The organism is Pseudoalteromonas tunicata (assembly GCF_002310815.1).
Lineage (GTDB): Bacteria > Pseudomonadota > Gammaproteobacteria > Enterobacterales > Alteromonadaceae > Pseudoalteromonas > Pseudoalteromonas tunicata.
Map to the genome: position 1 here is coordinate 1,533,653 of NZ_CP011032.1, position 20,573 is coordinate 1,554,225.

The 20,573-nt window shown below is 40.9% G+C and carries 20 protein-coding genes and 1 tRNA gene; 4 read left to right on the top strand and 17 right to left on the bottom strand.

All coding sequences use genetic code 11. The annotated features are described in order from the left end of the window. Positions 1-243: 243 nt before the first annotated feature. Both PTUN_RS07165 and PTUN_RS07170 read right to left on the bottom strand, forming a co-directional pair. Positions 244-320: transfer RNA gene (locus PTUN_RS07165), tRNA-Pro, on the bottom strand. 293 nt (positions 321-613) lie between these two features. After that, positions 614-1,243 (bottom strand): arylesterase, encoded by a 630-nt coding sequence (locus PTUN_RS07170; RefSeq protein WP_009839550.1) that lies wholly within the window; start codon positions 1,241-1,243, stop codon positions 614-616. Between PTUN_RS07170 and PTUN_RS07175 the strand changes: the two genes are divergently transcribed. Next, entirely contained in the window at positions 1,244-1,957 is a 714-nt protein-coding gene (locus tag PTUN_RS07175) for an ABC transporter ATP-binding protein (protein ID WP_009839551.1), read from the top strand. Further along, on the top strand, positions 1,947-4,448 hold the full coding sequence (locus tag PTUN_RS07180; protein ID WP_009839552.1) for an ABC transporter permease: 2,502 nt from the start codon (positions 1,947-1,949) through the stop codon (positions 4,446-4,448). Before PTUN_RS07175 ends, PTUN_RS07180 begins: the two co-directional genes overlap by 11 nt. A 73-nt stretch (positions 4,449-4,521) precedes the next feature. Here PTUN_RS07180 and PTUN_RS07185 read toward each other — a convergent pair whose 3' ends face one another. Next, positions 4,522-5,415: a TIGR01777 family oxidoreductase gene (locus tag PTUN_RS07185; RefSeq protein ID WP_009839553.1), complete on the bottom strand. Its 894-nt coding sequence runs from the start codon at positions 5,413-5,415 to the stop codon at positions 4,522-4,524. A gap of 271 nt (positions 5,416-5,686) precedes the next feature. Here PTUN_RS07185 and PTUN_RS07190 point away from each other — a divergent pair, with 271 nt between their 5' ends. Beyond that, positions 5,687-6,775, top strand: coding sequence for an AI-2E family transporter (locus tag PTUN_RS07190; RefSeq protein ID WP_009839554.1), 1,089 nt, complete (start codon positions 5,687-5,689; stop codon positions 6,773-6,775). An 80-nt stretch (positions 6,776-6,855) separates the two neighbouring features. On the opposite strand, the gene PTUN_RS07195 is transcribed toward PTUN_RS07190, so the two are convergent. The 6 genes from PTUN_RS07195 to PTUN_RS07220 all read right to left on the bottom strand — a co-directional run bounded on the left by PTUN_RS07195 (position 6,856) and on the right by PTUN_RS07220 (position 10,450). Beyond that, a complete protein-coding gene (locus tag PTUN_RS07195) occupies positions 6,856-7,263 on the bottom strand; it encodes a lysozyme inhibitor LprI family protein (protein WP_009839555.1) in 408 nt (135 codons plus the stop codon). Beyond that, complete coding sequence (locus PTUN_RS07200; protein ID WP_009839556.1) at positions 7,235-8,569, bottom strand: ATP-binding protein; 1,335 nt, start codon at positions 8,567-8,569, stop codon at positions 7,235-7,237. The genes PTUN_RS07195 and PTUN_RS07200 overlap by 29 nt, the downstream gene beginning before the upstream one ends. Beyond that, entirely contained in the window at positions 8,563-9,237 is a 675-nt protein-coding gene (locus PTUN_RS07205; RefSeq protein ID WP_009839557.1) for a response regulator transcription factor, read from the bottom strand. The genes PTUN_RS07200 and PTUN_RS07205 overlap by 7 nt, the downstream gene beginning before the upstream one ends. Continuing rightward, a complete protein-coding gene (locus tag PTUN_RS07210; protein ID WP_009839558.1) occupies positions 9,237-9,476 on the bottom strand; it encodes a PepSY domain-containing protein in 240 nt (79 codons plus the stop codon). Before PTUN_RS07210 ends, PTUN_RS07205 begins: the two co-directional genes overlap by 1 nt. Positions 9,477-9,600: 124 nt before the next feature. Beyond that, a complete protein-coding gene (locus PTUN_RS07215) occupies positions 9,601-10,008 on the bottom strand; it encodes a hypothetical protein (protein WP_009839559.1) in 408 nt (135 codons plus the stop codon). Positions 10,009-10,150: 142 nt separating this feature from the next. Further along, positions 10,151-10,450, bottom strand: a complete 300-nt coding sequence (locus PTUN_RS07220) for a YciI family protein (RefSeq protein WP_009839560.1) — start codon at positions 10,448-10,450, stop codon at positions 10,151-10,153. Between the two features lie 142 nt (positions 10,451-10,592). Between PTUN_RS07220 and PTUN_RS07225 the strand changes: the two genes are divergently transcribed. Beyond that, the gene (locus PTUN_RS07225; RefSeq protein WP_009839561.1) at positions 10,593-12,017 is read left to right on the top strand and encodes a sodium-dependent transporter; all 1,425 of its coding nucleotides are present in this window, start codon (positions 10,593-10,595) and stop codon (positions 12,015-12,017) included. A gap of 48 nt (positions 12,018-12,065) precedes the next feature. Here PTUN_RS07225 and PTUN_RS07230 read toward each other — a convergent pair whose 3' ends face one another. The 8 genes from PTUN_RS07230 to PTUN_RS07265 form a co-directional block, all read right to left on the bottom strand. Continuing rightward, positions 12,066-12,713: a CPBP family intramembrane glutamic endopeptidase gene (locus PTUN_RS07230; RefSeq protein ID WP_009839562.1), complete on the bottom strand. Its 648-nt coding sequence runs from the start codon at positions 12,711-12,713 to the stop codon at positions 12,066-12,068. Between the two features lie 191 nt (positions 12,714-12,904). Further along, entirely contained in the window at positions 12,905-13,474 is a 570-nt protein-coding gene (locus PTUN_RS07235; protein WP_009839563.1) for an inner membrane-spanning protein YciB, read from the bottom strand. Positions 13,475-13,625: 151 nt separating this feature from the next. Next, positions 13,626-14,429 (bottom strand): tryptophan synthase subunit alpha, encoded by an 804-nt coding sequence (gene trpA / locus PTUN_RS07240; protein ID WP_009839564.1) that lies wholly within the window; start codon positions 14,427-14,429, stop codon positions 13,626-13,628. Beyond that, positions 14,426-15,610, bottom strand: a complete 1,185-nt coding sequence (trpB, locus tag PTUN_RS07245; RefSeq protein WP_040644208.1) for a tryptophan synthase subunit beta — start codon at positions 15,608-15,610, stop codon at positions 14,426-14,428. The genes trpA and trpB overlap by 4 nt, the downstream gene beginning before the upstream one ends. Positions 15,611-15,617: 7 nt before the next feature. Continuing rightward, entirely contained in the window at positions 15,618-16,979 is a 1,362-nt protein-coding gene (gene trpCF, locus PTUN_RS07250) for a bifunctional indole-3-glycerol-phosphate synthase TrpC/phosphoribosylanthranilate isomerase TrpF (protein WP_009839566.1), read from the bottom strand. Then, positions 16,972-17,979, bottom strand: a complete 1,008-nt coding sequence (trpD, locus tag PTUN_RS07255) for an anthranilate phosphoribosyltransferase (protein ID WP_009839567.1) — start codon at positions 17,977-17,979, stop codon at positions 16,972-16,974. The genes trpCF and trpD overlap by 8 nt, the downstream gene beginning before the upstream one ends. Before the next feature lie 10 nt (positions 17,980-17,989). Beyond that, positions 17,990-18,574: an aminodeoxychorismate/anthranilate synthase component II gene (locus PTUN_RS07260; protein WP_009839568.1), complete on the bottom strand. Its 585-nt coding sequence runs from the start codon at positions 18,572-18,574 to the stop codon at positions 17,990-17,992. Beyond that, positions 18,574-20,145, bottom strand: coding sequence for an anthranilate synthase component 1 (locus PTUN_RS07265; protein WP_009839569.1), 1,572 nt, complete (start codon positions 20,143-20,145; stop codon positions 18,574-18,576). Before PTUN_RS07265 ends, PTUN_RS07260 begins: the two co-directional genes overlap by 1 nt. Positions 20,146-20,573 lie beyond the last annotated feature (428 nt).

The following is a 20,573-nucleotide window of genomic DNA, read 5'->3' on the forward strand; positions in this document are numbered from 1 at the left end:
ACAGTATATTCGGTGCGGTATTTTTTGCCTAGATTTTTTGTTCAGTTCAATTATTTTTTGGATCTGAGAGGTGTATTTCTACTTAGTATTGATGCGAATTGATGGCTTCATTGAGGGGGTGTTAAGTTTTTTATAACAATGGGATATATTAATCAGTGAGTGTTTTATAGTGAAGGGCGAGAGTACAGTATGTAATGAAAATTACAGTTTTGTTGTCAAATCATAACGCTATTATCAAGAAAATGGTCGGCATAGCAGGATTCGAACCTGCGACCCCTTCACCCCCAGCGAAGTGCGCTACCAAGCTGCGCTATATGCCGACGACCGAAGCCAATACTACTCAATTTTATATAAAAATCAATACGGTTAAAATCGTTTGCACAAAAACCAAACAAGGTTGCTATGCTCTTTGAGCTTGATAAGTGATGTGTTGAGTTATTTATATAATACTAAAAGTTGTGAACGACTTACTGTAGTTTAATCATTTCAATTAAAAACATTTAGGTATCAAAGCATTAGTTGCTAGAGGGTATTTGTTTTTTCAATTTTATAATTACCAGCCAAAGCGAAGGAGTTGGGAGTCACTTTGGCTAGTAATTATACCAAAATGCGCTTAAGGTGCGGTTTTCTCTAGCCAAATAGTGATCTCCTTGGCCATAAAATCCCGTATGATAGGCTGAGCTTGAAGGTTTGGGTGTAGATTATCGTTTTGAATGAGCTCGGGATTACCTGCCACTGCTAGCATAAAAAATGGCATCAGCGTGGTATTGGTTTTCTGGGTTGTTTCGCTAAAAACAGCTGTAAACAGCGAAGTATAACGCGGGCCAAGATTTGGCGGAATTTGGATTTCCATTACGGCAACATGTGCTCCGGTTGCCTGGCTTGTTTCAACGAGTTGCTTTAGGTCTTGTTTTATTTGCTTGATTGGAAAGCCTCTGAGGCCGTCGTTAGCACCAAGCTCAATTAAAACGTGGCTTGGTTGATAGCGTTTAAGGTGCTCGTTTAAAGTCAGTAGGGCGTTACCAGTTGTTTGGCCGCTGACACTGACATTAATTAATTCAATAGCGTGTTGCTCTTGGTCAAACTTATTTTGTAACAAATTGACCCATCCTTCAGATTGTTTTAGGCCATAGGCGGCACTTAAACTATCACCCACAATTAAAATTGTTTGCTTTGCCGATGCACCTAAAGGTGTAAAAATGAAAACTAATAAGATAAATATACGGATCATTGTAGGAGTCATATGTCAGTGCTTTCTCAACTTAATGTAATACAGGTCAATGGATTAGCTAAAACAGTCACCACTTTAGAAGGGGACTTAGCCATCCTCAAGGACATCAGCTTTAATGTCAAGTCTGGCGATTCGGTTGCAATAGTGGGTGCATCAGGCTCTGGTAAATCTACTTTGTTAAGTTTATTAGCTGGCTTAGATGTGGCCAGCGAAGGCGAAATATTTTTAGATGGTGCACCACTTCATACCTTAGATGAAGAAGACCGAGCAGCGCTACGTGCCCAAAAAATTGGGTTTGTTTTTCAATCTTTCATGCTGGTACAAAGTTTAACCGCCCTTGAAAATGTGATGTTGCCTGCCGAGCTTGCCGGAAAAACCAACGCTAAAGAACAAGCACTGGCATTACTTGAAAAAGTAGGGCTTTCGCATCGTATTGGCCATTACCCATCGCAATTATCTGGCGGTGAGCAGCAACGTGTAGCAATTGCACGCGCGTTTGTTGGTGGCCCTAAAATTTTATTTGCCGACGAACCTTCGGCAAACTTAGACAGTAAAAATGGCCAGTTGATTGAAAAATTACTGTTTGAGTTGAATGAGCAAAATGGCACAACCTTAGTTTTAGTGACGCACGATGAACATTTGGCGCAAAAGTGTAATCACATTTTGCACATTGAAGGGGGTGAACTTGAAAAACTAACCCAAGGAGTACGCGCTCATGTGGGTTAAGCTCGCCTTAAAATTATTTATGCGTGAGTTAAAGCGTGGCGAACTCACCATTATTAGTGCTGCAATCGCCTTGGCAGTATTAACTGTGTTTACCTTATCAGCCGTAACTGACCGTATTCGGCTCAACATTGAACAAAAATCAACGGAATTTATTGCAGCAGACCGTCGTTTAGACAGTAATCATGCGATTGACTCTGCTTTTTTGAATGAGGCGCAACAGCGCGGGCTGCAAACGGCTGAACTGACTTATTTTGATACCATGCTGTTTGCTAACGACGACATGTTGTTAGTTTCGGTGAAAGCGGCGACAGAAAGTTATCCGTTACGCGGCAAAGTCATTATAAAAAATACTCTTGATGGTGACACATTTGAAGTGAGCTCAGGCCCGAAAAAAGGTGAGGTCTGGTTGAGTGAATCGATTTTTTATAGCATGAAATTGCAAGTCGGTGATGAGGTTGAAATTGGGGCTGGTCGTTTTGTGGTTTCGCATGTGTTGGTACGCGAGCCTGATGGCGCACTATTTTCCTTTACAGGTAATCGTCGCATCATTATTAATCAAAATGACATTGCGGCGACGAAAGTGATTCAGCCCGGAAGCCGAGTCTTTTATCGTTTCTTGTTTGCTGGGGATGAAACCACACTGAGCGATTATTACAGCTGGATAAAACCACAATTAAAAGATAATCAAACCTGGGAGGGCATTAAAGATCGCCAATCGCCGTTAGGTGATAATTTAACGCGTTCAAGCCAATTTCTACTTATTGCGGGTTTGTTAGGCATTATTTTAGCCGCAGTGGCAATGGCGGTTTCGGCAAAACGCTATTGTGAACGCCAATACGATCCTGTGGCTATGATGAAAACCTTAGGTGGGTCGCGCAGTACTATTCGTAAAATGTATCTCTTACATTTGAGCCTTATTTGCTTTTTTTCAATTAGTTTAGGATTGCTAATAGGCTTTGGCTTGCAAACACTTGGTGCAGATTACCTAGCTCAATCGATGGGAACAACGTTACCAAATGCAGGTTGGAAACCTTGGTTTATGGCAATTTTTATTGGGGCAGTATGTGCGGTGATGTTTGCGCTAAAACCATTACTCGATTTATTTGATATTCCACCACTTCGCGTGCTGCGCCGTAATTTAGGTGATACGCTGGCTATTGGTCGTATGCACATGGCAATGTCGGCATTAACTGTATTTGGCTTAATGTGGCTTTTTAGCGGCAATTTAAAAGTGAGTGTGATTTTGTATGGCGCATCTGCGTTAGTTGTTGCGGTTTTGTTTGGGATCTCACGGCTTATTTTTGGCGGCGGTCGTCGTTTAGGTTTAAGCCCTGCTAATAGTTGGTCATTGGCATTGGCCACGATTCAAAAACGAGCCAATGCCAATGCGGTGCAATTAATTAGCTTTGCATTAGCAATCAAATTAATGTTGCTGTTAGTGGTATTAAAAAATGACATGATTGCCGATTGGCAAGCGCAAGTGCCACAAAATGCACCAAATGCTTTTTTAATTAATATTGCTAAAGACGAAGTGGCTCCTATCTCGGCGTATTTTGAGCAGCATGGTATTGAGGCAAGCGAATTTTATCCGGTGATCCGTGGTCGCGTTCAAGCTTTAAATAATGAAAAATATGCCCGTGATGTGTCTTTGCAAGAAGGTGAGAAAAAAGACGAAGAAGCAAAACAAGGGGTTGGGCGTGAGCTAAATTTAACCTGGGCGCAAGAAATGCCAGCTACGAACGACTTAGTAGAGGGCGAGTGGTTTAATAATGATGGCAGTGCACAAGTCTCGGTTGAGCAAGGCATGGCTGAAGGGTTAAAAATTAAACTAGGTGATGAGCTGACATTACTGATTAATAATCAAGAAGTAAGTGCTAGGGTCACGAGTTTTAGAAAAGTCGATTGGGGCAGCATGCAACCTAACTTTTTTATGATTTTAAATCCTGAGGCATTAGCGCATTTTCCGGCTACTTATTTTACGGCATCCCATGTTAGTAGTGAGCAAAACAAAGTATTTAACCAACTATTGATGCAATATCCGACCATTAGCGTAGTTGATATTCAAGATAGATTGTTACAGGCCCAATCTATTATTAACCAAGTATCGCTAGCGATTGGTTTTGTATTGGCCATTGTAGTGCTTTGTGGCACCTTAGTACTGATTTCACAAGTACAAGCAAGTTTGGCTGAGCGGATGCAAGAAATTGTTATTTTACGAACCTTAGGCGCGCGCGGTAGTTTAATTAAGCAAGCGACCTTGTATGAGTTTTTATTACTCGGTTTAATTGCCGGTTTAGTCGCTGCGATAGTAAGCGATGTCACGCTTTTAATTATTCAACAGCAAGTCTTTGAATTACCTGGAAAGCTACACCCAAAAATTTGGTTATTTGGTCCGTTATCGGGCGGGGTATTTGTAGCGTTAGTTGGCTATAGTATGGTGGCAAAAACCATGCGCCAAAATACTCAAGGGTTATTACGCGCACTTAGCTAATCTGAGTGTTCGTTTAAAGAGCAAAAAGGTGAGCATGGCTCACCTTTTTTATGTTCAACGTTTAAAAATAGCGCTATTTTTGTAATAAATTACGTAATGCTTCTTCAATATACTGATGATGAAAGCGAAAGCCTGCATTAAGCAAGATAGTTGGTTTAACCGCTTGACCATGTAGCAATAAGTCAGCCATTTCACCAAACAGTAAGGTAAGCACCTTTGCTGGCATGGTAAAAAAGTCTGGGCGGCGAATTGTTTTAGCTAAGGTTTGGCTAAAACACGCATTTGAAACAGGATTTGGTGCCGTTAAGTTGATTGGGCCATGTAAATAGGCTTGGTTCAAAATAAATAAAATCGCGCTCACCATGTCATCAATGTGGATCCACGACATCATTTGCTCACCATGACTAATAGGTCCGCCTAAACAAAGTTTGAAAGCGGGCAACATTTTTTTAAGTGCGCCGCCTTTATCACTCAATACAATGCCGGTACGTAATAAGCAAACCCGCGTACGCTCACTTTGTGCTTGATTGGCGATGTCTTCCCACTTTTTACACAGGTAATGGCTAAATTCGGGATGACAATTATCCCAGCTTTCATCGACTGCTTGTGCTTGTCGGCCATAAAAACCAATCGCGCTGCCAGAAATAAAGGTATGAGGTGGAGTATCAGCCTGTTTTATGCGGTCAACTAATTGTTGTGTGATGTTAAAACGGCTTTGCTCTATTTTTTCTTTCTGTTGTTGAGTCCAGCGTTTATCAGCAATCGGTTCTCCTGCGAGATTAATAACGACATCAAGCTGATTAAAATCGAGCTGATTGAGATCACTCACGGCATTAATTTGATGGCCATTTAATTTATACGCTTTACTAATTGAACGGGTAAAAACGGTGACATTATGATGATTATTAAGAAATTTTATTAGTTCTTTACCAATTAAACCTGTACCACCAGTGATGAGAATATTCATTTTGTCAGCTTCTATTACCACGGTATTTGTCCCTAAGTGTAGTTAATGTTTGGTTGTTTTTTAATCTTTGTGCATTACGGTGTACTTAGTTTGATTTTACGTAGTAAGCGATAGGGTCGATCAAACTCGGCTTCGATTAAAATAGCGCAATTTGGCGTTTGTTTATCGAGCTTTAACTGAATTTACATTATGATGTGTTACAGCATGATATTTATAAATTTATTTTGTATTGCAGTTAGATTTAACCGCAGTTTTATAACAAGGAATAATTATGGTTCAACCCAATTTTTCTGGGATCAGCAAAAGAATGCTTATTTTGGCTGCAACCGTAGTGGTTTTGGCTGGAGTAAAAGCGGCAAGTGTGGTGATTGTGCCATTTTTGCTTTCGCTTTTTTTAGCTATTATTTGTAACCCACTGATTAATATTTGCGCCCGCTATCGCATTCCAAAAGGTGTGGCGGTTATTTTAGTTATCCTATTGATTGTATTGCTCGGTATGTCGCTTGCTGGCTTGGTTGGGCAATCACTGAATGATTTTTCAAGAAACATCCCAGAATACAAAATTAAGTTACAACAAGAATTTGTGTGGGCGGTTGAAGTTGCAGCAAAATACAATATTTTGCTCAATAAAGAACAAATTTTAGAGTTATTTGATCCGGGTAAAGTGATTGATATGGCGTCAAACATGCTTGCGGGCTTGGGTGGCGTGATGGCTAATTTGTTTTTAATTATTTTGACTGTGGTGTTTATGTTGTTTGAAGCGCCAGTTATCGGTAAAAAAGTACATTTGGCATTAGATGATCCGCAAATGAAAATGCGCCAAATCGACCGTTTTTTAGAATCAGTGAATGCCTATTTAGCAATAAAAACCTTAGTGAGTTTAGCCACTGGTGTGCTGGTGGGGCTGTTGCTCTGGATTTTAAGCGTTGATTACTTTGTACTTTGGGGTGTACTTGCTTTTATGTTTAATTACATTCCCAATATCGGTTCTATTATTGCAGCTGTACCGGCCGTTTTGTTAGCACTGATCCTGCAAGGCCCTGCGGTAGCCGGCATGGTGGGCTTTGGTTATATCGCCATTAATACTGTGATGGGCAATGTAGTTGAGCCCAAATACATGGGCCGAGGTTTAGGGCTTTCGACGCTGGTGGTATTTTTATCACTCATTTTTTGGGGCTGGTTGCTTGGCACTGTCGGTATGCTGTTATCTGTTCCATTAACTATGATAGTTAAAATTGGTTTGGAATCGAGTGATGAAGGTCGCTGGCTTGCTGTATTACTTGGTTCTGGTGAGGAAGATACGCCAGCAATTGAGGTATTGTCGAAACCCGATGAAAGAGTAAACGTCGAACAACAATAGATAATCAGTAATGTTAGGCAATACATTCAGTTAAATGTAAAAAGCACCCGAGGGTGCTTTTTTAAACGGTTTGACATCTGTTATTTAAATTTTAAGCCTTCAACACGCTGCTGATTTAGCTGTAACTCACAGCGTTTATAAGTAATAGTTGCTGCAATTGTATCGGGTAATAAATCTAAATAGCGCCAGCGACAGCTATCTTCAACGTATTTTACAAACTCTTGTTCGGCTCGGGTAAATACTTTTAGTAGTTGGACATTTCCGGTTTCGTTTTGCTTTTTTTCTAAATCGAACTCAATTTTATTACGCCAAGTTTGTGCAATATTTTGCTGCTCGGTAATCTTATTTTCTAAACAACGAATGTAACGCGGGTTGGTTGACTTGTCGTTGTCACAGCCATCGTTAAAGGCTGCTTGGGCAACAGTGCTGATATTTGCCAGCACTAAAAATCCAACAGTATTAATGAACGTTTTGTTTAAATGTAACATTAAATAATGCGCCTCCTAAGGGGCTGTCACTAATGGTTAATTGGCCTTGATAGGCTGATACTAGATCATTGACGATGGCCATGCCAATCCCATGGCCTGCCTCATAACTGTCGAGGCGTTTACCACGCTCAACTAAACTTGCACGGTCTTTGGCTTTTATGCCTGGTCCATCATCCGCGACTTCAATGATTAACGTGTGGTTTTCTGTGCTGATTGTAATGACTACATGGCTAACACAGGCTTTGCAGGCATTATCAATCAGGTTGCCTAAAATTTCCATTAAATCAGTTTTGTCACCAAGGAAAAACATTTCTTTAGAACAGCTTAGGTCAATATTAAAGGCTTTGTCACGATAAACCTTGCTCATGGCATTGATGATCGAATCACAGACAGGTTTAATTGTGGTGTGTTTTTTCCAAGTGTCAGTGGCACCTGTTGCCGCGCGTTTGAGTTGATGTTCAATCATATGATTGATGCGATCGAGTTGTTCATTATTTTCTGGACTATGAGCCATTTCGCTTGATTTTAGCACTGCAAGGGGCGTTTTTAACGCGTGGGCTAAATCACTCAGAGATTTACGGTATTGCTCTTTTTGGCGTTGCTGAGAGGCTAACAGTAAGTTTAAATCTTGCTGGATCTTTATTAATTCAATTGGATAGCGGCCGGTGATTTCGGTTGCTTGACCGAGCTCAATTTCTTTAATTTCGTGATCAAGTCGTTGTAATGGCCTGGCACTCCAGACAAAACCTATCATTAATAATACGGTGATCACTACACCCATAATAATCAGCCAATCGACGAGTGTTTGCCGAAATTCTTGCATGGTTTCAAGTAGTGAGGCGTTATCTTTTAATAAGTAAAAGCTAAATGTATGGCTCGATTGATTGGTTTCGTACACCAAAGAAAAACGCATTTGCCAATATTCTTTGTCTTGAAATTGTATTTTTTCAAACAAGGTTTCACCAATCGGCGCTTGGCCAATTTGTGGCACTAAGTCTTGATTGAGGCTTGATTCTGATTGCCAACGTTTTTCTTCATCTTGATAAATATAAGCGAAGGTGTCGGAATTAATACGATTAAGTTCTGATGCAAATAAATTTTGCGGCATTTCTACGGAATTTTCAGCGAAGTCGACTTCTGCCACTAAGGTATAAATATGTGCTTCTAAGGTGTTTTCGGTGGCATTCACTAGTGAGGCGTAATAAGACTTACCAATCGAAATAAATAAGATAGGTAGGGCAACCACCAATAAAAAGACAAGGATAAATCCTTGTCTTATTTTGAGCGAAATAACCGGCATTACCATTGGCTGCGTAAGCGATAACCACGACCGCGTAGGGTTTCAATTGGATTGAGCGTGCCATCTGGGTCGATTTTTTTACGTAACCGTAAGACAAAAACTTCGATAACATTCGAATCCAGGTCAAAATCTTGGTCGTAAATATGCTCAGTGAGTTCAGATTTTGAGATCACTTTTTGTGGGTTCACCATGAGGTATTCTAAAACGCGATACTCATAGCCGGTGAGCGAAACTTCAATGTTATTAAGCCACACTTGTTGTGAGCGAGTATTGATGCGAATTGGGCCTGCTATCATTTCTGGGTTGGCTTGGCCTGCACTTCGGCGGATAAGAGCGTTACAACGTGCTATAAGTTCTTCAGGATGAAACGGTTTAGTTAAGTAATCATCTGCGCCTGCATCAAGACCTTCGACTTTGTCTTGCCAGCGGTCGCGGGCAGTTAAAATTAAAATTGGCAGTTCAGCTTGTTGTGCGCGCGCGCGTTTGATGACTTCGATACCGTTCATTTTTGGCAGACCTAAATCGATAACGGCTAAATCCAAAGGGTATTCGGTTAAATGAAATAAACCACTTTCGCCATCATGAGCAAGATCAACGCTGTACTTTTCTTTTTCTAGTGCAGCTCTAAGGTTGTCTGCTAAATGTAAATCATCTTCGATCACTAAAATACGCATTAATCGTTATCCTTTTTCACTTTGCCATCTGTTTTATTAACATTCAGATCAATAACATGGCCTTGAGATTGTAATACCCGTACTTTGAAGTGAGAGTCTTTTTCTTTCACCTTTAAGACTTGGCCTGGATATTCTTTTTTAACAATTTGCACCGCTTGACGTTTACCAATAGAGGTACTTTTGGCTGCAGATTTAACCACAGGTTCAACAGGTGGCGCTGCGTATAAGTGTGTACTCATTATACAGCTGATTAATAAGAGTAAACTGAGTCGTATCATGGTGTATCGCATCTTATCTTTGCTCGCAATAACATAAGTGTAAAGAAAAGAAGTCAGTAAACTCAAGTAGAATTACTCTTTTGTCTCAATCATGTCGATATTGTTTAACTACAACCCGACTTTTATTCACCAAAGGCTCAATATTGAGCTTTACACTGATATAGTTACCTGGGTGTTGCTCAGTAAACGTATCAAAGACTTGGCCACGATATTTATAGCTGACGTTATAGCCAATAACTCTGTTAGATTTATTGCGGCGTTTATTATGGTGCTTGTTATCGGTAGTGATGATAATTTTACCACGGTGATTATCATTGTTATGTTTGACAATGACTTTATCGTCAAAGTGGTCATCGTAGCGATTGCTATAATAGTCATGATGATACACCGGAGTAACGTTAATTACTTTTGCTTCGTCGTACCATTGGGTGTGTTTGGCTAGTGCGCTTGTGCTTAATACAAGTAAACAGCTGCTTAAGAGAAGTATCTTCATAATTCTGACTCACTTAATTGGGTAACTAAACTCTAAATTAGCGGTCACTGACTGAATTATGCCTGAATAGTGAAATTTAAATTTAATTGTGGAGTTTTGTTCCAACAAGCTTGAGCAAACCCAAGCTTGTGAAAGCATAAATTTAAGGCAGCACTTTTTTAAATGGTTTTACAATAGATTCTGCATATACACCCGCAGCAACATAAGGGTCATCGGCGGCCCATTGGCGTGCATCTTCTAAAGAGTTAAATTGCGCAATAACTAATGAACCAGTAAATCCAGCCTCGGCAGGGTCTTCTGAATCAATCGCGGGGAGTGGACCTGCAACAAATAATCTATCTTCGCTTTTTAATGCTTCAAGACGGGCTAAATGGGCAGGGCGCGCTTCTTTTCGAAGCGGTAAACTGTTTTCAATATCGGTTGAACAAATCATATACCACATAACATACCTTCAAGAACAAGTGTGAGAGGCCGCATTATCACTGTTTTGTCCTTGATATGTAAAGAATGATGACAAAAGCTTGAAACTAGGCGTGTAAGGCTGCTAGCATCGGTCGGATTCGAATAATAAAAAAGGTTTTACCATGAGTGCAAGTCGCGAGCATTTTAGTTCACGTTTAGGGTTTATCCTTGCTGCAGCAGGTTCTGCAGTTGGGATTGGTAATTTAGTTGGCTTTCCGGTTTCTGCAACAAAAAATGGTGGTGGTGCTTTTTTAGTGGTGTATGCACTATTTGTCGCGTTTATTTGTTTACCTGTGATGATGGCTGAAATGGCAATGGGCCGTCACGCGCAAAAAGATCCTCTCGGTTCGTATCGTTTGTTGTCAAATAATCACAACGGTTGGCGAAAAGCTGGCTGGTTAGCCGTATTGACACCTTTTATGATTGCGGTGTTTTACATGGTGATCACAGTGTGGATTTTTGGTTATTTAGTGCAAACGAGTATCGGTAATTTAGATTTATTGGCTAAACCAGAACATTTTGGCAGCTTTATTAATCAAACTTCAGTGTTTATTTATATGGCATTAGTTGGGTTGATTATTAACCTGATTTTAGTTGGTGGTGTAAAAGAGGGTATTGAAAAAGCATCTAAAATTTTAATGCCAGCGTTGTTTGTATTACTGATTGCCTTAGTGGGATATGTCTTAACTCTTGATAATGCGATGGCTGGGGTTAAATATTATGTGGTACCCGATTTTTCGAAGTTAGATGCTTCGGTACTCAATGGTGCATTATCACAAGCGTTTTTTTCGCTTTCACTGGGTATGGGTATTTTAATGACTTATGCCTCTTATATCTCTAAAAAAGATGACATTGTTGGCGCCGCTAAAATGGTGGCGGTGACTGACTCATTAGTGGCCTTTATTGCAGGTTTGATGGTTTTACCTGCTATTTTTAGTTTTAATCCTGAGACTGATCCTACGCAGTTATCAGATTCATCTGTGTCGATGATTTTTGTTTATTTACCAAAAATTCTACTGGCACTGCAAGCTGACATTGGCTATGTCGGTGCTTCTATGGTCGCGTTTATCTTTTTCTTGTTAGTATTTTTTGCTGCAATTACATCGTTAGTATCGATTATTGAAGTGCCTACCGCGACGTTAATTGAAGAAAAATGCATCAGCCGTAAAAAGGCGCTTGGAATTTTATCGCTCACTATGGGTGTATTAACGGTATTGTGTACGTTATCGTTTGGTATGGTTGAATGGCTCACTAACTTTACTACCTATGGTTCTGGCAATAAGAGTTTATTTGATGTGGTTTATGATGTGTTTTATGACACGATTTTGCCATTAAACGGTTTGTTAGTGTGTTTATTTGTGATGTATCGTTGGAAGAAAAGCGAGCTATCTAAAGAGCTCAGCCTAGGTTCAGATAACTATCAAGGCAGCTTTATGGAGCGATATGTTAACTTTTCACTGTCGACCTTTATTCCAGTTATTTTGTTGGCCATTTTTATCAATACGGTTGCCACTAAGTTTTTTGCTGTGAGCTTACTTGGTTTTTAAGTGCCGCATTTCAAGGCAGGGTTTACATGGCAGCATGTAAACCCTTTTTTATGTGCTGACAATCGCCCCAGAATCTAAATACTGACCCAATCCTAGGCTAAAGAGCCAAAGCCCCCAAATACTGTGTTCAACAACACATGCAAAGGTTGAGCGACTATGCGCGTAGGTATACGCAAACATTAATCCACCTGCAAACGAAAGGAGTACCGCAACCCAATTATCATAAATGATGTGCGCTAAACTAAATGTGCTAGCGCTGAGTAAAATGCGCCAACGTTTATCGGGAATAATTTTTTTATAGCGATGAAAAAAATAAGTACGATAAATTAATTCTTGCGGCATAACCGATACTAACGGATAAAACACAATCAGCATGAGCCAGTTAAGGGGGGATTCGAGCGGTAATTGAAACCACTTTTCTTGATTTAACAAGGCGTAAAATGCACAGCTAAAGACGACGCCGGCACTAAAAAAAGTTAAAATCCGTTTTTTTGCCACACTCAATTGTGCCACATTTGTTAGGCGAAAACGCTTAAATTTCGGATCTTTGAGTAACAAAAAGCAACACCAAACGGTCAGCAGGAGTAAGGTTGGGATTAATAATAGTTTTAATTGGTCTTTCATAAGATAACCAATTAAAGGTAAAACTATAAATACAGCAATCAGTTCAAACCAGCGGTAATAGCTGTAATTCATAGTTGATGTTTACTCATAAAAGCAGAAAGTTACATAGCAAACAAAGGCAGGGACTTTGCTTCGCTTAACTCGGTTCAGTTTAGCAAAGCCCTTAAGGATAGATGTGAAGCTTTAGTGACGATTTAATACGCAGAAATGTAAGTCACTGATGCTTAGATGCTAAGCCAAGTGTTGGTTAAGAAAACGAACGGTTAGCTCGCTTCCTCTTCAGGAAAGTATTTATATAGCATTATCATCGTGATGATGAAGGCTACAAAGGTAATCGCAGTTAAACCAAAGACTTTAAAATTAACCCAAAAATCCAACGAATACTGATAAGCGATATAAATATTAAGCGCTGCGACACAAAAAAGTAAAACCATCCAAAATGCATTGATTTTGTCCCAGACTTGGCGTGGCACTTCTAGCTTTTGCTGATTTTCAATTGCATTAGCTAAAATAGACGTGAGCATTTTTTCAACCAAGTTTTTCTTGAAAAAATAGCGTGAAATTAAAAGCGTGCCCCCAAGGCCTGCGTAAATAAAGGTCGCTTTCCATTTTATAAACTGCTCATCGTGAAACAAAATGGTGAGAGAGCCAAGCACTAAAGCAATCGAGAACATCACTAGATGTCGGGTGGCGATTTTTCCGTCTTTAAAATAACCGTAACCGAGTTGTAGCGCCGACAGGCCAATTAATACAGCAGTGGCCCAAAAAATATCGACCAGTTTATACACAGCAAAAAAAGCAATCAGTGGAATATATTCAAGCAAAACGTGCATATTCAAGCATTCAGTAATAAAAAGTTGCCTTACTTTACTCAAGCTGATGATTAATTACCAATTGAAATGTGCTTAAGTGTTTTTTTAAGGTTTTTACGGTAAATAAAAAAGGAGAAGCTCGCTTCTCCTTTTTTGTCTGACTTACCTGTGGTTACAAGGTTGCTGCTTTCATACGGGTAACAAATTGCTTTAATTCACTGAGCATTTGCTCTGGTTGGTTTAAATTATTTTCAATAATCTTCACTACCGCAGAGCCAGAGATGGCGCCAGCAGCCCCTGATTCGAGGGCGGCTTTTACATGTTCAGGTTGTGATACCCCAAAACCGAGTAACGTTGGGGCTGCATGATATTCGGCTAACTTTTTGATCATTGCATCAGCAGGTAACTGCACTTGGCTATCGGTACCTGTCACACCTGCACGGGAAAGTAAATAGGTATAACCACGACCATAAGAGGCGCAGGTGCGCAGCGTATCATCATCTGCATTAGGAGTTGCAATAAAGATAGGCTCAATACCTGCGGCGCTTGCAGCTTGGCGAAATGGTTTTGATTCGTGTAGTGGCACATCAGCAATCAAAATTGAGTCAACGCCTGCAGCTTTAGCTAACTGATAAAAGTGTTCAATCCCTTTGGCAAACACTAAGTTTGAATACAATAACAAACCAATTGGAATATCGGCATTGTATTCACGCACTTGTTTAATGATGTTAAAACAGGTATCGGTATTGATATCCTCTAATAACGCTCGGATATTCGCCGCTTGAATAACAGGGCCATCGGCAATCGGATCTGAAAATGGAATACCGAGCTCTAATGCATCAGCTCCGCCATCAATTAAGCTTTTAATTATTTCAACTGACAGCTCGGCATTTGGATCACCTATAGTAACAAATGGCACAAATGCCCCTTGTTTTTTAGCAGCTAGCTGTTCAAAAGTGGCTTGGTAACGGCTCATAGTTTGCCTCCTGCAGTTAAAACAGTATGTACATGGGTTAAATCTTTATCACCACGGCCACTTAAATTCACCACTAAAATGGTGTCTTTATCACATTCCTCTGCCATTTTTAGTGCGTAGGCAAGCGCATGACTCGATTCAAGCGCTGGAATAATACCTTCTTTACGCGCTAGTAATTGGAACGCTTCAAGTGCTTCATCATCACTAATACCAACGTATTGTGCACGGCCAGTTTCGTGTAAAAATGCATGCTGCGGGCCAACTGCAGGGTAATCAAGCCCTGCAGACACAGAATAAGACTCTTCAATTTGCCCATCTTTGTTTTGCATAATGTAGGTATACGCACCGTGTAAAATACCCTTGGTGCCTTTACAGAGCGCTGCGCCATGTTCATCAGTATCAAGACCTTTACCTGCGGGCTCAACACCAATTAATTTAACGGATGCTTCATCGATAAAATCACAGAACATGCCAATTGCATTTGAACCGCCACCGACACACGCAATAACAGCGTCAGGTAAACGGCCTTCGGCTTTAAGAACTTGTTGCTTGGCTTCTTCACCAATCATTTTTTGGAATTCACGCACCACGGTTGGGAACGGGTGAGGGCCTGCCGCAGTACCTAGTAAGTAATGCGCATCTTTATAATTGGCAGACCAATCACGCATTGCTTCGTTGACGGCATCTTTTAACGTGCCAGAACCCGCAGTAACCGGAATGACCTCAGCACCCATGAGTTTCATGCGAAATACATTAGGTTGCTGGCGCTCAACATCTTTAGCCCCCATGTAAACACGGCACTTTAAACCAAGTAGTGCGCACGCTAAAGCTGTGGCAACACCGTGCTGACCTGCACCGGTTTCTGCGATGACTTCTTTTTTCCCCATACGCTTAGTAAGCAAGGCTTGACCAAGTACTTGGTTGGTTTTGTGCGCGCCGCCATGGAGTAAATCTTCACGTTTTAAATACAGTCTTACATGAGGATTTGTTACTAAATTACGGGTTAGCGTTAATGGCGTAGGACGACCTGCATATTCATTTAAGAGTTTTTGAAACTCGGCTAAAAAAGCAGGGTCTTTTTGAGCAAGATTAAACTCTTGCTCAAGTTGTTTTAGCGCTGGCACTAGGAGTTCAGGAACAAACATTCCACCGAACTCGCCAAAATAGGCTGGATTTTGCATTTTCACCTCATTCATTCTTTAAATTTGCAAACAGCGTTGCGATTTTATCTTTACATTTTTTACCAGGGCTAAGTTCTACCCCTGAGTTTAGATCGAGCCCTAAAGCGCCTACTATGCGCGCTTCATTAATATTGTGTGCGTTGATCCCACCTGCGAGCATAAAGTTGCTTTGCCCAGCGAGCAGTGACCAATCAAATTTTTTGCCTGTACCACCGGCTTGGTTGTCGCTGTGGGTATCAAATAAATACCGATCAACGCCTGAGATCAATTCAGGAATGTGATCACTCACGCTGATAGCTTTCCATATTTGGCAGCTTGCGGGTAAACGCTCGCGCAGAGTTGTGATATAAGCGATGTCTTCTTGGCCGTGTAATTGAACAGCTGCAAGTTGCAATCGTTCGGCGTGTTCGGCAACATCGAGTAAATCAGCATTCACAAACACCCCAACAAATTTTAAGCTGGTACTTTGCACTATGGCTTGCGCGCAGTCGTAATCGACATAACGAGGGGATTTTTTATAAAAAATTAATCCACCATATACCGCACCGCGCTCAAAGGCCGCGTGCGCGTCATCAACCCGGGTTAAGCCACAGACTTTATTGTCACCATAGATTAAGCGACGGCATGCAAGGTCGATGTTGGCTTCGGCCATTAATGAACTGCCCACTAAAAAGCCATTGCATAGACCACGTAAGCGTTTCACATCATCATGGGTATAAATGCCAGATTCTGAAATCACTACTTTATTACCAGGGATAAGCGCACGAAGTGTTTCGGTAGTTGCTAAATCGGTACTTAAGTCTCGCAGGTTACGGTTGTTTATACCAATAATGTCAGCATCTAGGGCAAGTGCACGATGGACTTCTTCTTCGTTACTCACTTCGGTCAAAATGCTCATGTTGAGCGATTTTGCCACTGCCGCTAAGTGTTGATATTGGCTGTCATCAAGCACCGAAAGCATTAATAAAATAGCATCAGCGCCATGTAAGCGCGCAAAATAAACTTGATATTCATCAACATAAAAATCTTTACCAATTAAAGGTTGCTCGACCAATTGGCTCACTTTTTTTAAGTAAGCGAAACTGCCTTTAAAGTATTTTTCATCAGTTAATACGCTGATGCAGGTGGCGTAGTGTTTATATGCGCCAGTAATTTCGTTTAAGTCGAATACTTCTCTGATCAAGCCTTTTGATGGCGAGGCTTTTTTACATTCTAAAATATAGTGAGTGCCAGGAGCCACAAGTGCTTGGTAGAAATTACGCTGACTTGGTTTTACCTCATCAATAAAACTTGAAAGCGGCTGTTTTATTTTACGCTCGGCAATTTCAAGATGTTTATCGGCAACAATTTTTTCTAATACATTAGCCATGACTTGCCTCAACAATTCCATTTAATGTCGCAAGGGCGACACCGGAAGATAGTACTTGGCGCACTTGATTTGCACCTTCTTTAAAGTTTTGCGCCAGCCCTGATAAATACAGTAATGCAGCAACATTAGCAATGATTGCCGCGTTATGAGCGGGCGTTCCTTGGCCATTTAAAATGGCGCGACTTGCTGCTGCGTTTGATTCGGGACCTGCTCCTGCAAGTTCGCTTAATGTAAAGTGTTCTAAGTCAAAATCAGCGGGAGAAACCGAATACTCGTTTATTTCACCATTGTTAAGTTCAACCACTAAGGTATCACCATGTAAGGCAATTTCATCGGTGCCTGCACCGTGAACCACCATGGCACGACGACAACCCAAGGTATTTAAAGTTTGAGCAAGCGGCATGCATAAAGCAGGATCGTACACACCTAAGAGCTGAACTTGCGGTGCCGCAGGATTGGCCAAAGGGCCCAGAATATTAAAAATGGTGCGAGTTTTAAGTGCGTTTCGCACCGGCATCGCATGCTTAACACCACTGTGATAAAGCGGCGCGAATAAAAAGGTGAAACCGGTTTTACTTAAACAAGTGCTTGCTTGCTCGGGTGTCATCGCAATGTTAATGCCAAGTGCGGTGAGTAAATCGGCAGAACCTGAATTACTTGATACGCTTTTATTGCCATGTTTGACCATATTAAGGCCACAAGCGGCAGCAACAATTGCGGCAGTTGTCGAAATATTTATGGTATTTGAGCCATCGCCACCGGTGCCACAGCTATCGGCTGTCAGTGGTAACGATGTGGTAAAAGGCACCGCATTGGCGCGCATGGCCTGCGCTGCACCGGCAATTTCATCGGGCGTTTCTTGTTTAATTTTAAGCGCAACAAGGGCTGCGGTTAGTTGAATTTCATTAATTTCCCCTTGCATCACCGCATTAAAAAATTGCTCTGCTTGAGTAAAACTTAAATCTTGTTGATCAATTACTTGTTGAATGAGCTGTTCCATTACCATGTCCTTATTGACTCAAAAATTCTAAACTTTGGCGCAAAAGCACTGAACCATCAGGCGTTAAAATTGATTCTGGGTGAAATTGATAACCGATCACTTTATCTTGTGCATGGTAAATGGCCATTGGAATATCTTGATAATGAGCGATAATACTTAGGCAATCAGGTACATAAGTTGCCATTAATGAGTGATAACGCGCCACAGGCATGCTGTCACCAAAGCCGTTAAATACAGGATGATCTGCCAAGCTGATTACGGATGATTTGCCATGAACCGTTTCGCCAGCATGACCAATCACACCGCCGTAACTTTGAGTCAGTGCTTGTTGGCCCAAACAAATGCCTAAAATTGGGAATTTACCTTTACACAATTCGATTAAGGCCATTAAACAACCAGCTTCACTTGGCGCTCCAGGTCCTGGTGATAAGACTAAGATGACCGGCACGGTTTCTTGCTGCATCTGTGCGAAGATAAACTCGGCACTAAGATTGTTACGATAAATGACTAGTTCAGCCCCTAACTGGGCAAATTCATCCACTAGGTTGTAACTAAACGAATCAAAGTTATCTAAAAAATAAATTTTATATTTCATTATTCACCTGCCAAAAATGTAGATTGAATGGCTTTAATGACCGCTTGTGCTTTGGCGCGAGTTTCATTGGCTTCAGCCTGGGGATTTGAATCAAATACAACACCTGCACCGGCTTGCACATGAGCGATATTATTTTTGACAAACGCACTGCGAATGACGATACATGAATCCATTGAGCCATCTCCGGTTAAATATCCCACGGCCCCACCGTAACTCCCACGGCGTTTTTGTTCAGTTAAGCGAATGAGTTCAGACGCTTTTACTTTTGGGGCGCCAACAAGTGTACCCATGTTCATACATGCTTGATAAGCATGCAGCGCATCAAGTTGTGGTTTTAATTGACCTACAACACGCGAGACTAAGTGCATAACTTGAGAATAGCGGTCTACTTTGAGTAACTCCTTGGCAAAACGAGTGCCTGCAATAGAAATTCGTGCGACATCATTTCGCGCTAAATCAACCAGCATTAAATGTTCAGCGAGTTCTTTTTTATCGTTGCGTAAATCAAGCTCAATGCGGCTGTCCATATCAGGGTTAATTTCGCCATTGGCAAATTTTCCGCGTGGGCGAGTGCCTGCAATTGGATAAACTTCAACTTGGTTGCTGGTGGCACAATATTTTAAGGCTGATTCTGGTGATGCGCCAAACAAGGTAAAATCTTGGTCTTGCATATAAAACATATATGGACTTGGATTTTGCTTTTTAAGCTGTTGGTAAGCAGCTAATGCATTTGGACAAGCAATGCTGAAGGTGCGTGACGGTACCACTTGAAAGATATCCCCATCAACGATGTGTTTTTTTAACTGGGTTACTTGGTTGCAAAAATCATCGTCGCTGATATCAACATTGACATTGGGGCGAGCGTTAACGGCTTGTGGAGTAAAAGGGTGACTGCTAGAACACAACAGATTGAGAGTTTCAAGCTGTTGACCTACTTCAAAACAATTTGCATGTACATCGGGGCCATTAAAAACATTGCCCACTAACTCAGTAGTTTGTTTTTGGTGATCAATTACCACCAAGGTTTCTGCTAAATAAAATACGTAGTCTGGACATTCGTTAGGGCCAGTCGGAACCTCAGGCAATGTTTCAAAATTTGCCACCATATCATATGCAAATACACCCCCTAAAAATACCGCGAATGGGTGCGCTGTGGTACTTTTTATTGTATTGATACAGCTACGTAGCGCACTAAATGCATTGTCTGCTGTTAGACGTGAAAATTCATCCATTTCAGATTGATTGTCACGATAGAGTAATGTCAGAGAATTGTCTGTCAGTGTTACATCACAATTTTCAACTCGTTGCGCTAAATACGGTAAAAGCTGTTGACCATTATTAGACTGAGAAACTAAAGTTACGCGTCCACCTGTGCATTCAATACGAATGGCGGCATCAACTAAAATTAAACTTTTTACATTATCTTTAGAATCAATCTCGGCTGACTCTAGCAATAAAGAGTTGGCTTTATTTAGATTGGCATAGACAGATAATGGGCAGGCAATGTATTCCCTTGAAAGGGTAATACTGGTGACCTCACCTGGACTGGTTGTTATATGGCTAAAAATCAATTCTCATTCCCCTAAATAAAAAAGCCCGCAGTAAAAAGTGCGGGCTTGAAAAACTATAGTTACAAGTATTCCGTCCCGTTAAATCAGGCGCCACCACCAAGAGCTGTGTTTGTTAACTAAGTTATTCATTTTAAACCTCAAATTTTTGCTATAAAAAAACCCGCACAAGGCGGGTTTAAAAAACTGTTAGACATGACAGTTCCCCCCCGCGTTTTACGAGTGCCACCACCAAATTACTGTTAGTGTTTGAACTGAAGTATTCATTATTATTTTTACCTAAAATGTCTTGACCCCTAGTAAACAAGATTTAGACCATGAGTGTCAAGCGTTTAGCGGCTGGTTCTATATGATTATTTTTCAATTTTGTTGTTAACTTGTTATATATCTGTATCGCACATTCAAACCAACTAGATTAATTGCCTTGAAAA

Excerpts from the sequence above, each read along its gene's own strand:
- trpD (WP_009839567.1), bottom strand. The coding sequence starts at position 17,979 with ATGGAACAGCTCATTCAACAAGTAATTGATCAACAAGATTTAAGTTTT.
- PTUN_RS07230 (WP_009839562.1), bottom strand. The coding sequence starts at position 12,713 with ATGAATTACAGCTATTACCGCTGGTTTGAACTGATTGCTGTATTTATA.
- PTUN_RS07190 (WP_009839554.1), top strand. The coding sequence starts at position 5,687 with ATGGTTCAACCCAATTTTTCTGGGATCAGCAAAAGAATGCTTATTTTG.
- PTUN_RS07180 (WP_009839552.1), top strand. The coding sequence starts at position 1,947 with ATGTGGGTTAAGCTCGCCTTAAAATTATTTATGCGTGAGTTAAAGCGT.
- PTUN_RS07200 (WP_009839556.1), bottom strand. The coding sequence starts at position 8,569 with ATGGTAATGCCGGTTATTTCGCTCAAAATAAGACAAGGATTTATCCTT.
- PTUN_RS07175 (WP_009839551.1), top strand. The coding sequence starts at position 1,244 with ATGTCAGTGCTTTCTCAACTTAATGTAATACAGGTCAATGGATTAGCT.
- PTUN_RS07260 (WP_009839568.1), bottom strand. The coding sequence starts at position 18,574 with ATGAAATATAAAATTTATTTTTTAGATAACTTTGATTCGTTTAGTTAC.
- PTUN_RS07205 (WP_009839557.1), bottom strand. The coding sequence starts at position 9,237 with ATGCGTATTTTAGTGATCGAAGATGATTTACATTTAGCAGACAACCTT.
- trpA (WP_009839564.1), bottom strand. The coding sequence starts at position 14,429 with ATGAGCCGTTACCAAGCCACTTTTGAACAGCTAGCTGCTAAAAAACAA.
- PTUN_RS07210 (WP_009839558.1), bottom strand. The coding sequence starts at position 9,476 with ATGAGTACACACTTATACGCAGCGCCACCTGTTGAACCTGTGGTTAAA.
- PTUN_RS07235 (WP_009839563.1), bottom strand. The coding sequence starts at position 13,474 with ATGCACGTTTTGCTTGAATATATTCCACTGATTGCTTTTTTTGCTGTG.
- PTUN_RS07220 (WP_009839560.1), bottom strand. The coding sequence starts at position 10,450 with ATGTGGTATATGATTTGTTCAACCGATATTGAAAACAGTTTACCGCTT.
- PTUN_RS07215 (WP_009839559.1), bottom strand. The coding sequence starts at position 10,008 with ATGAAGATACTTCTCTTAAGCAGCTGTTTACTTGTATTAAGCACAAGC.
- PTUN_RS07185 (WP_009839553.1), bottom strand. The coding sequence starts at position 5,415 with ATGAATATTCTCATCACTGGTGGTACAGGTTTAATTGGTAAAGAACTA.
- PTUN_RS07225 (WP_009839561.1), top strand. The coding sequence starts at position 10,593 with ATGAGTGCAAGTCGCGAGCATTTTAGTTCACGTTTAGGGTTTATCCTT.
- trpB (WP_040644208.1), bottom strand. The coding sequence starts at position 15,610 with ATGCAAAATCCAGCCTATTTTGGCGAGTTCGGTGGAATGTTTGTTCCT.
- PTUN_RS07170 (WP_009839550.1), bottom strand. The coding sequence starts at position 1,243 with ATGACTCCTACAATGATCCGTATATTTATCTTATTAGTTTTCATTTTT.
- trpCF (WP_009839566.1), bottom strand. The coding sequence starts at position 16,979 with ATGGCTAATGTATTAGAAAAAATTGTTGCCGATAAACATCTTGAAATT.
- PTUN_RS07195 (WP_009839555.1), bottom strand. The coding sequence starts at position 7,263 with ATGTTACATTTAAACAAAACGTTCATTAATACTGTTGGATTTTTAGTG.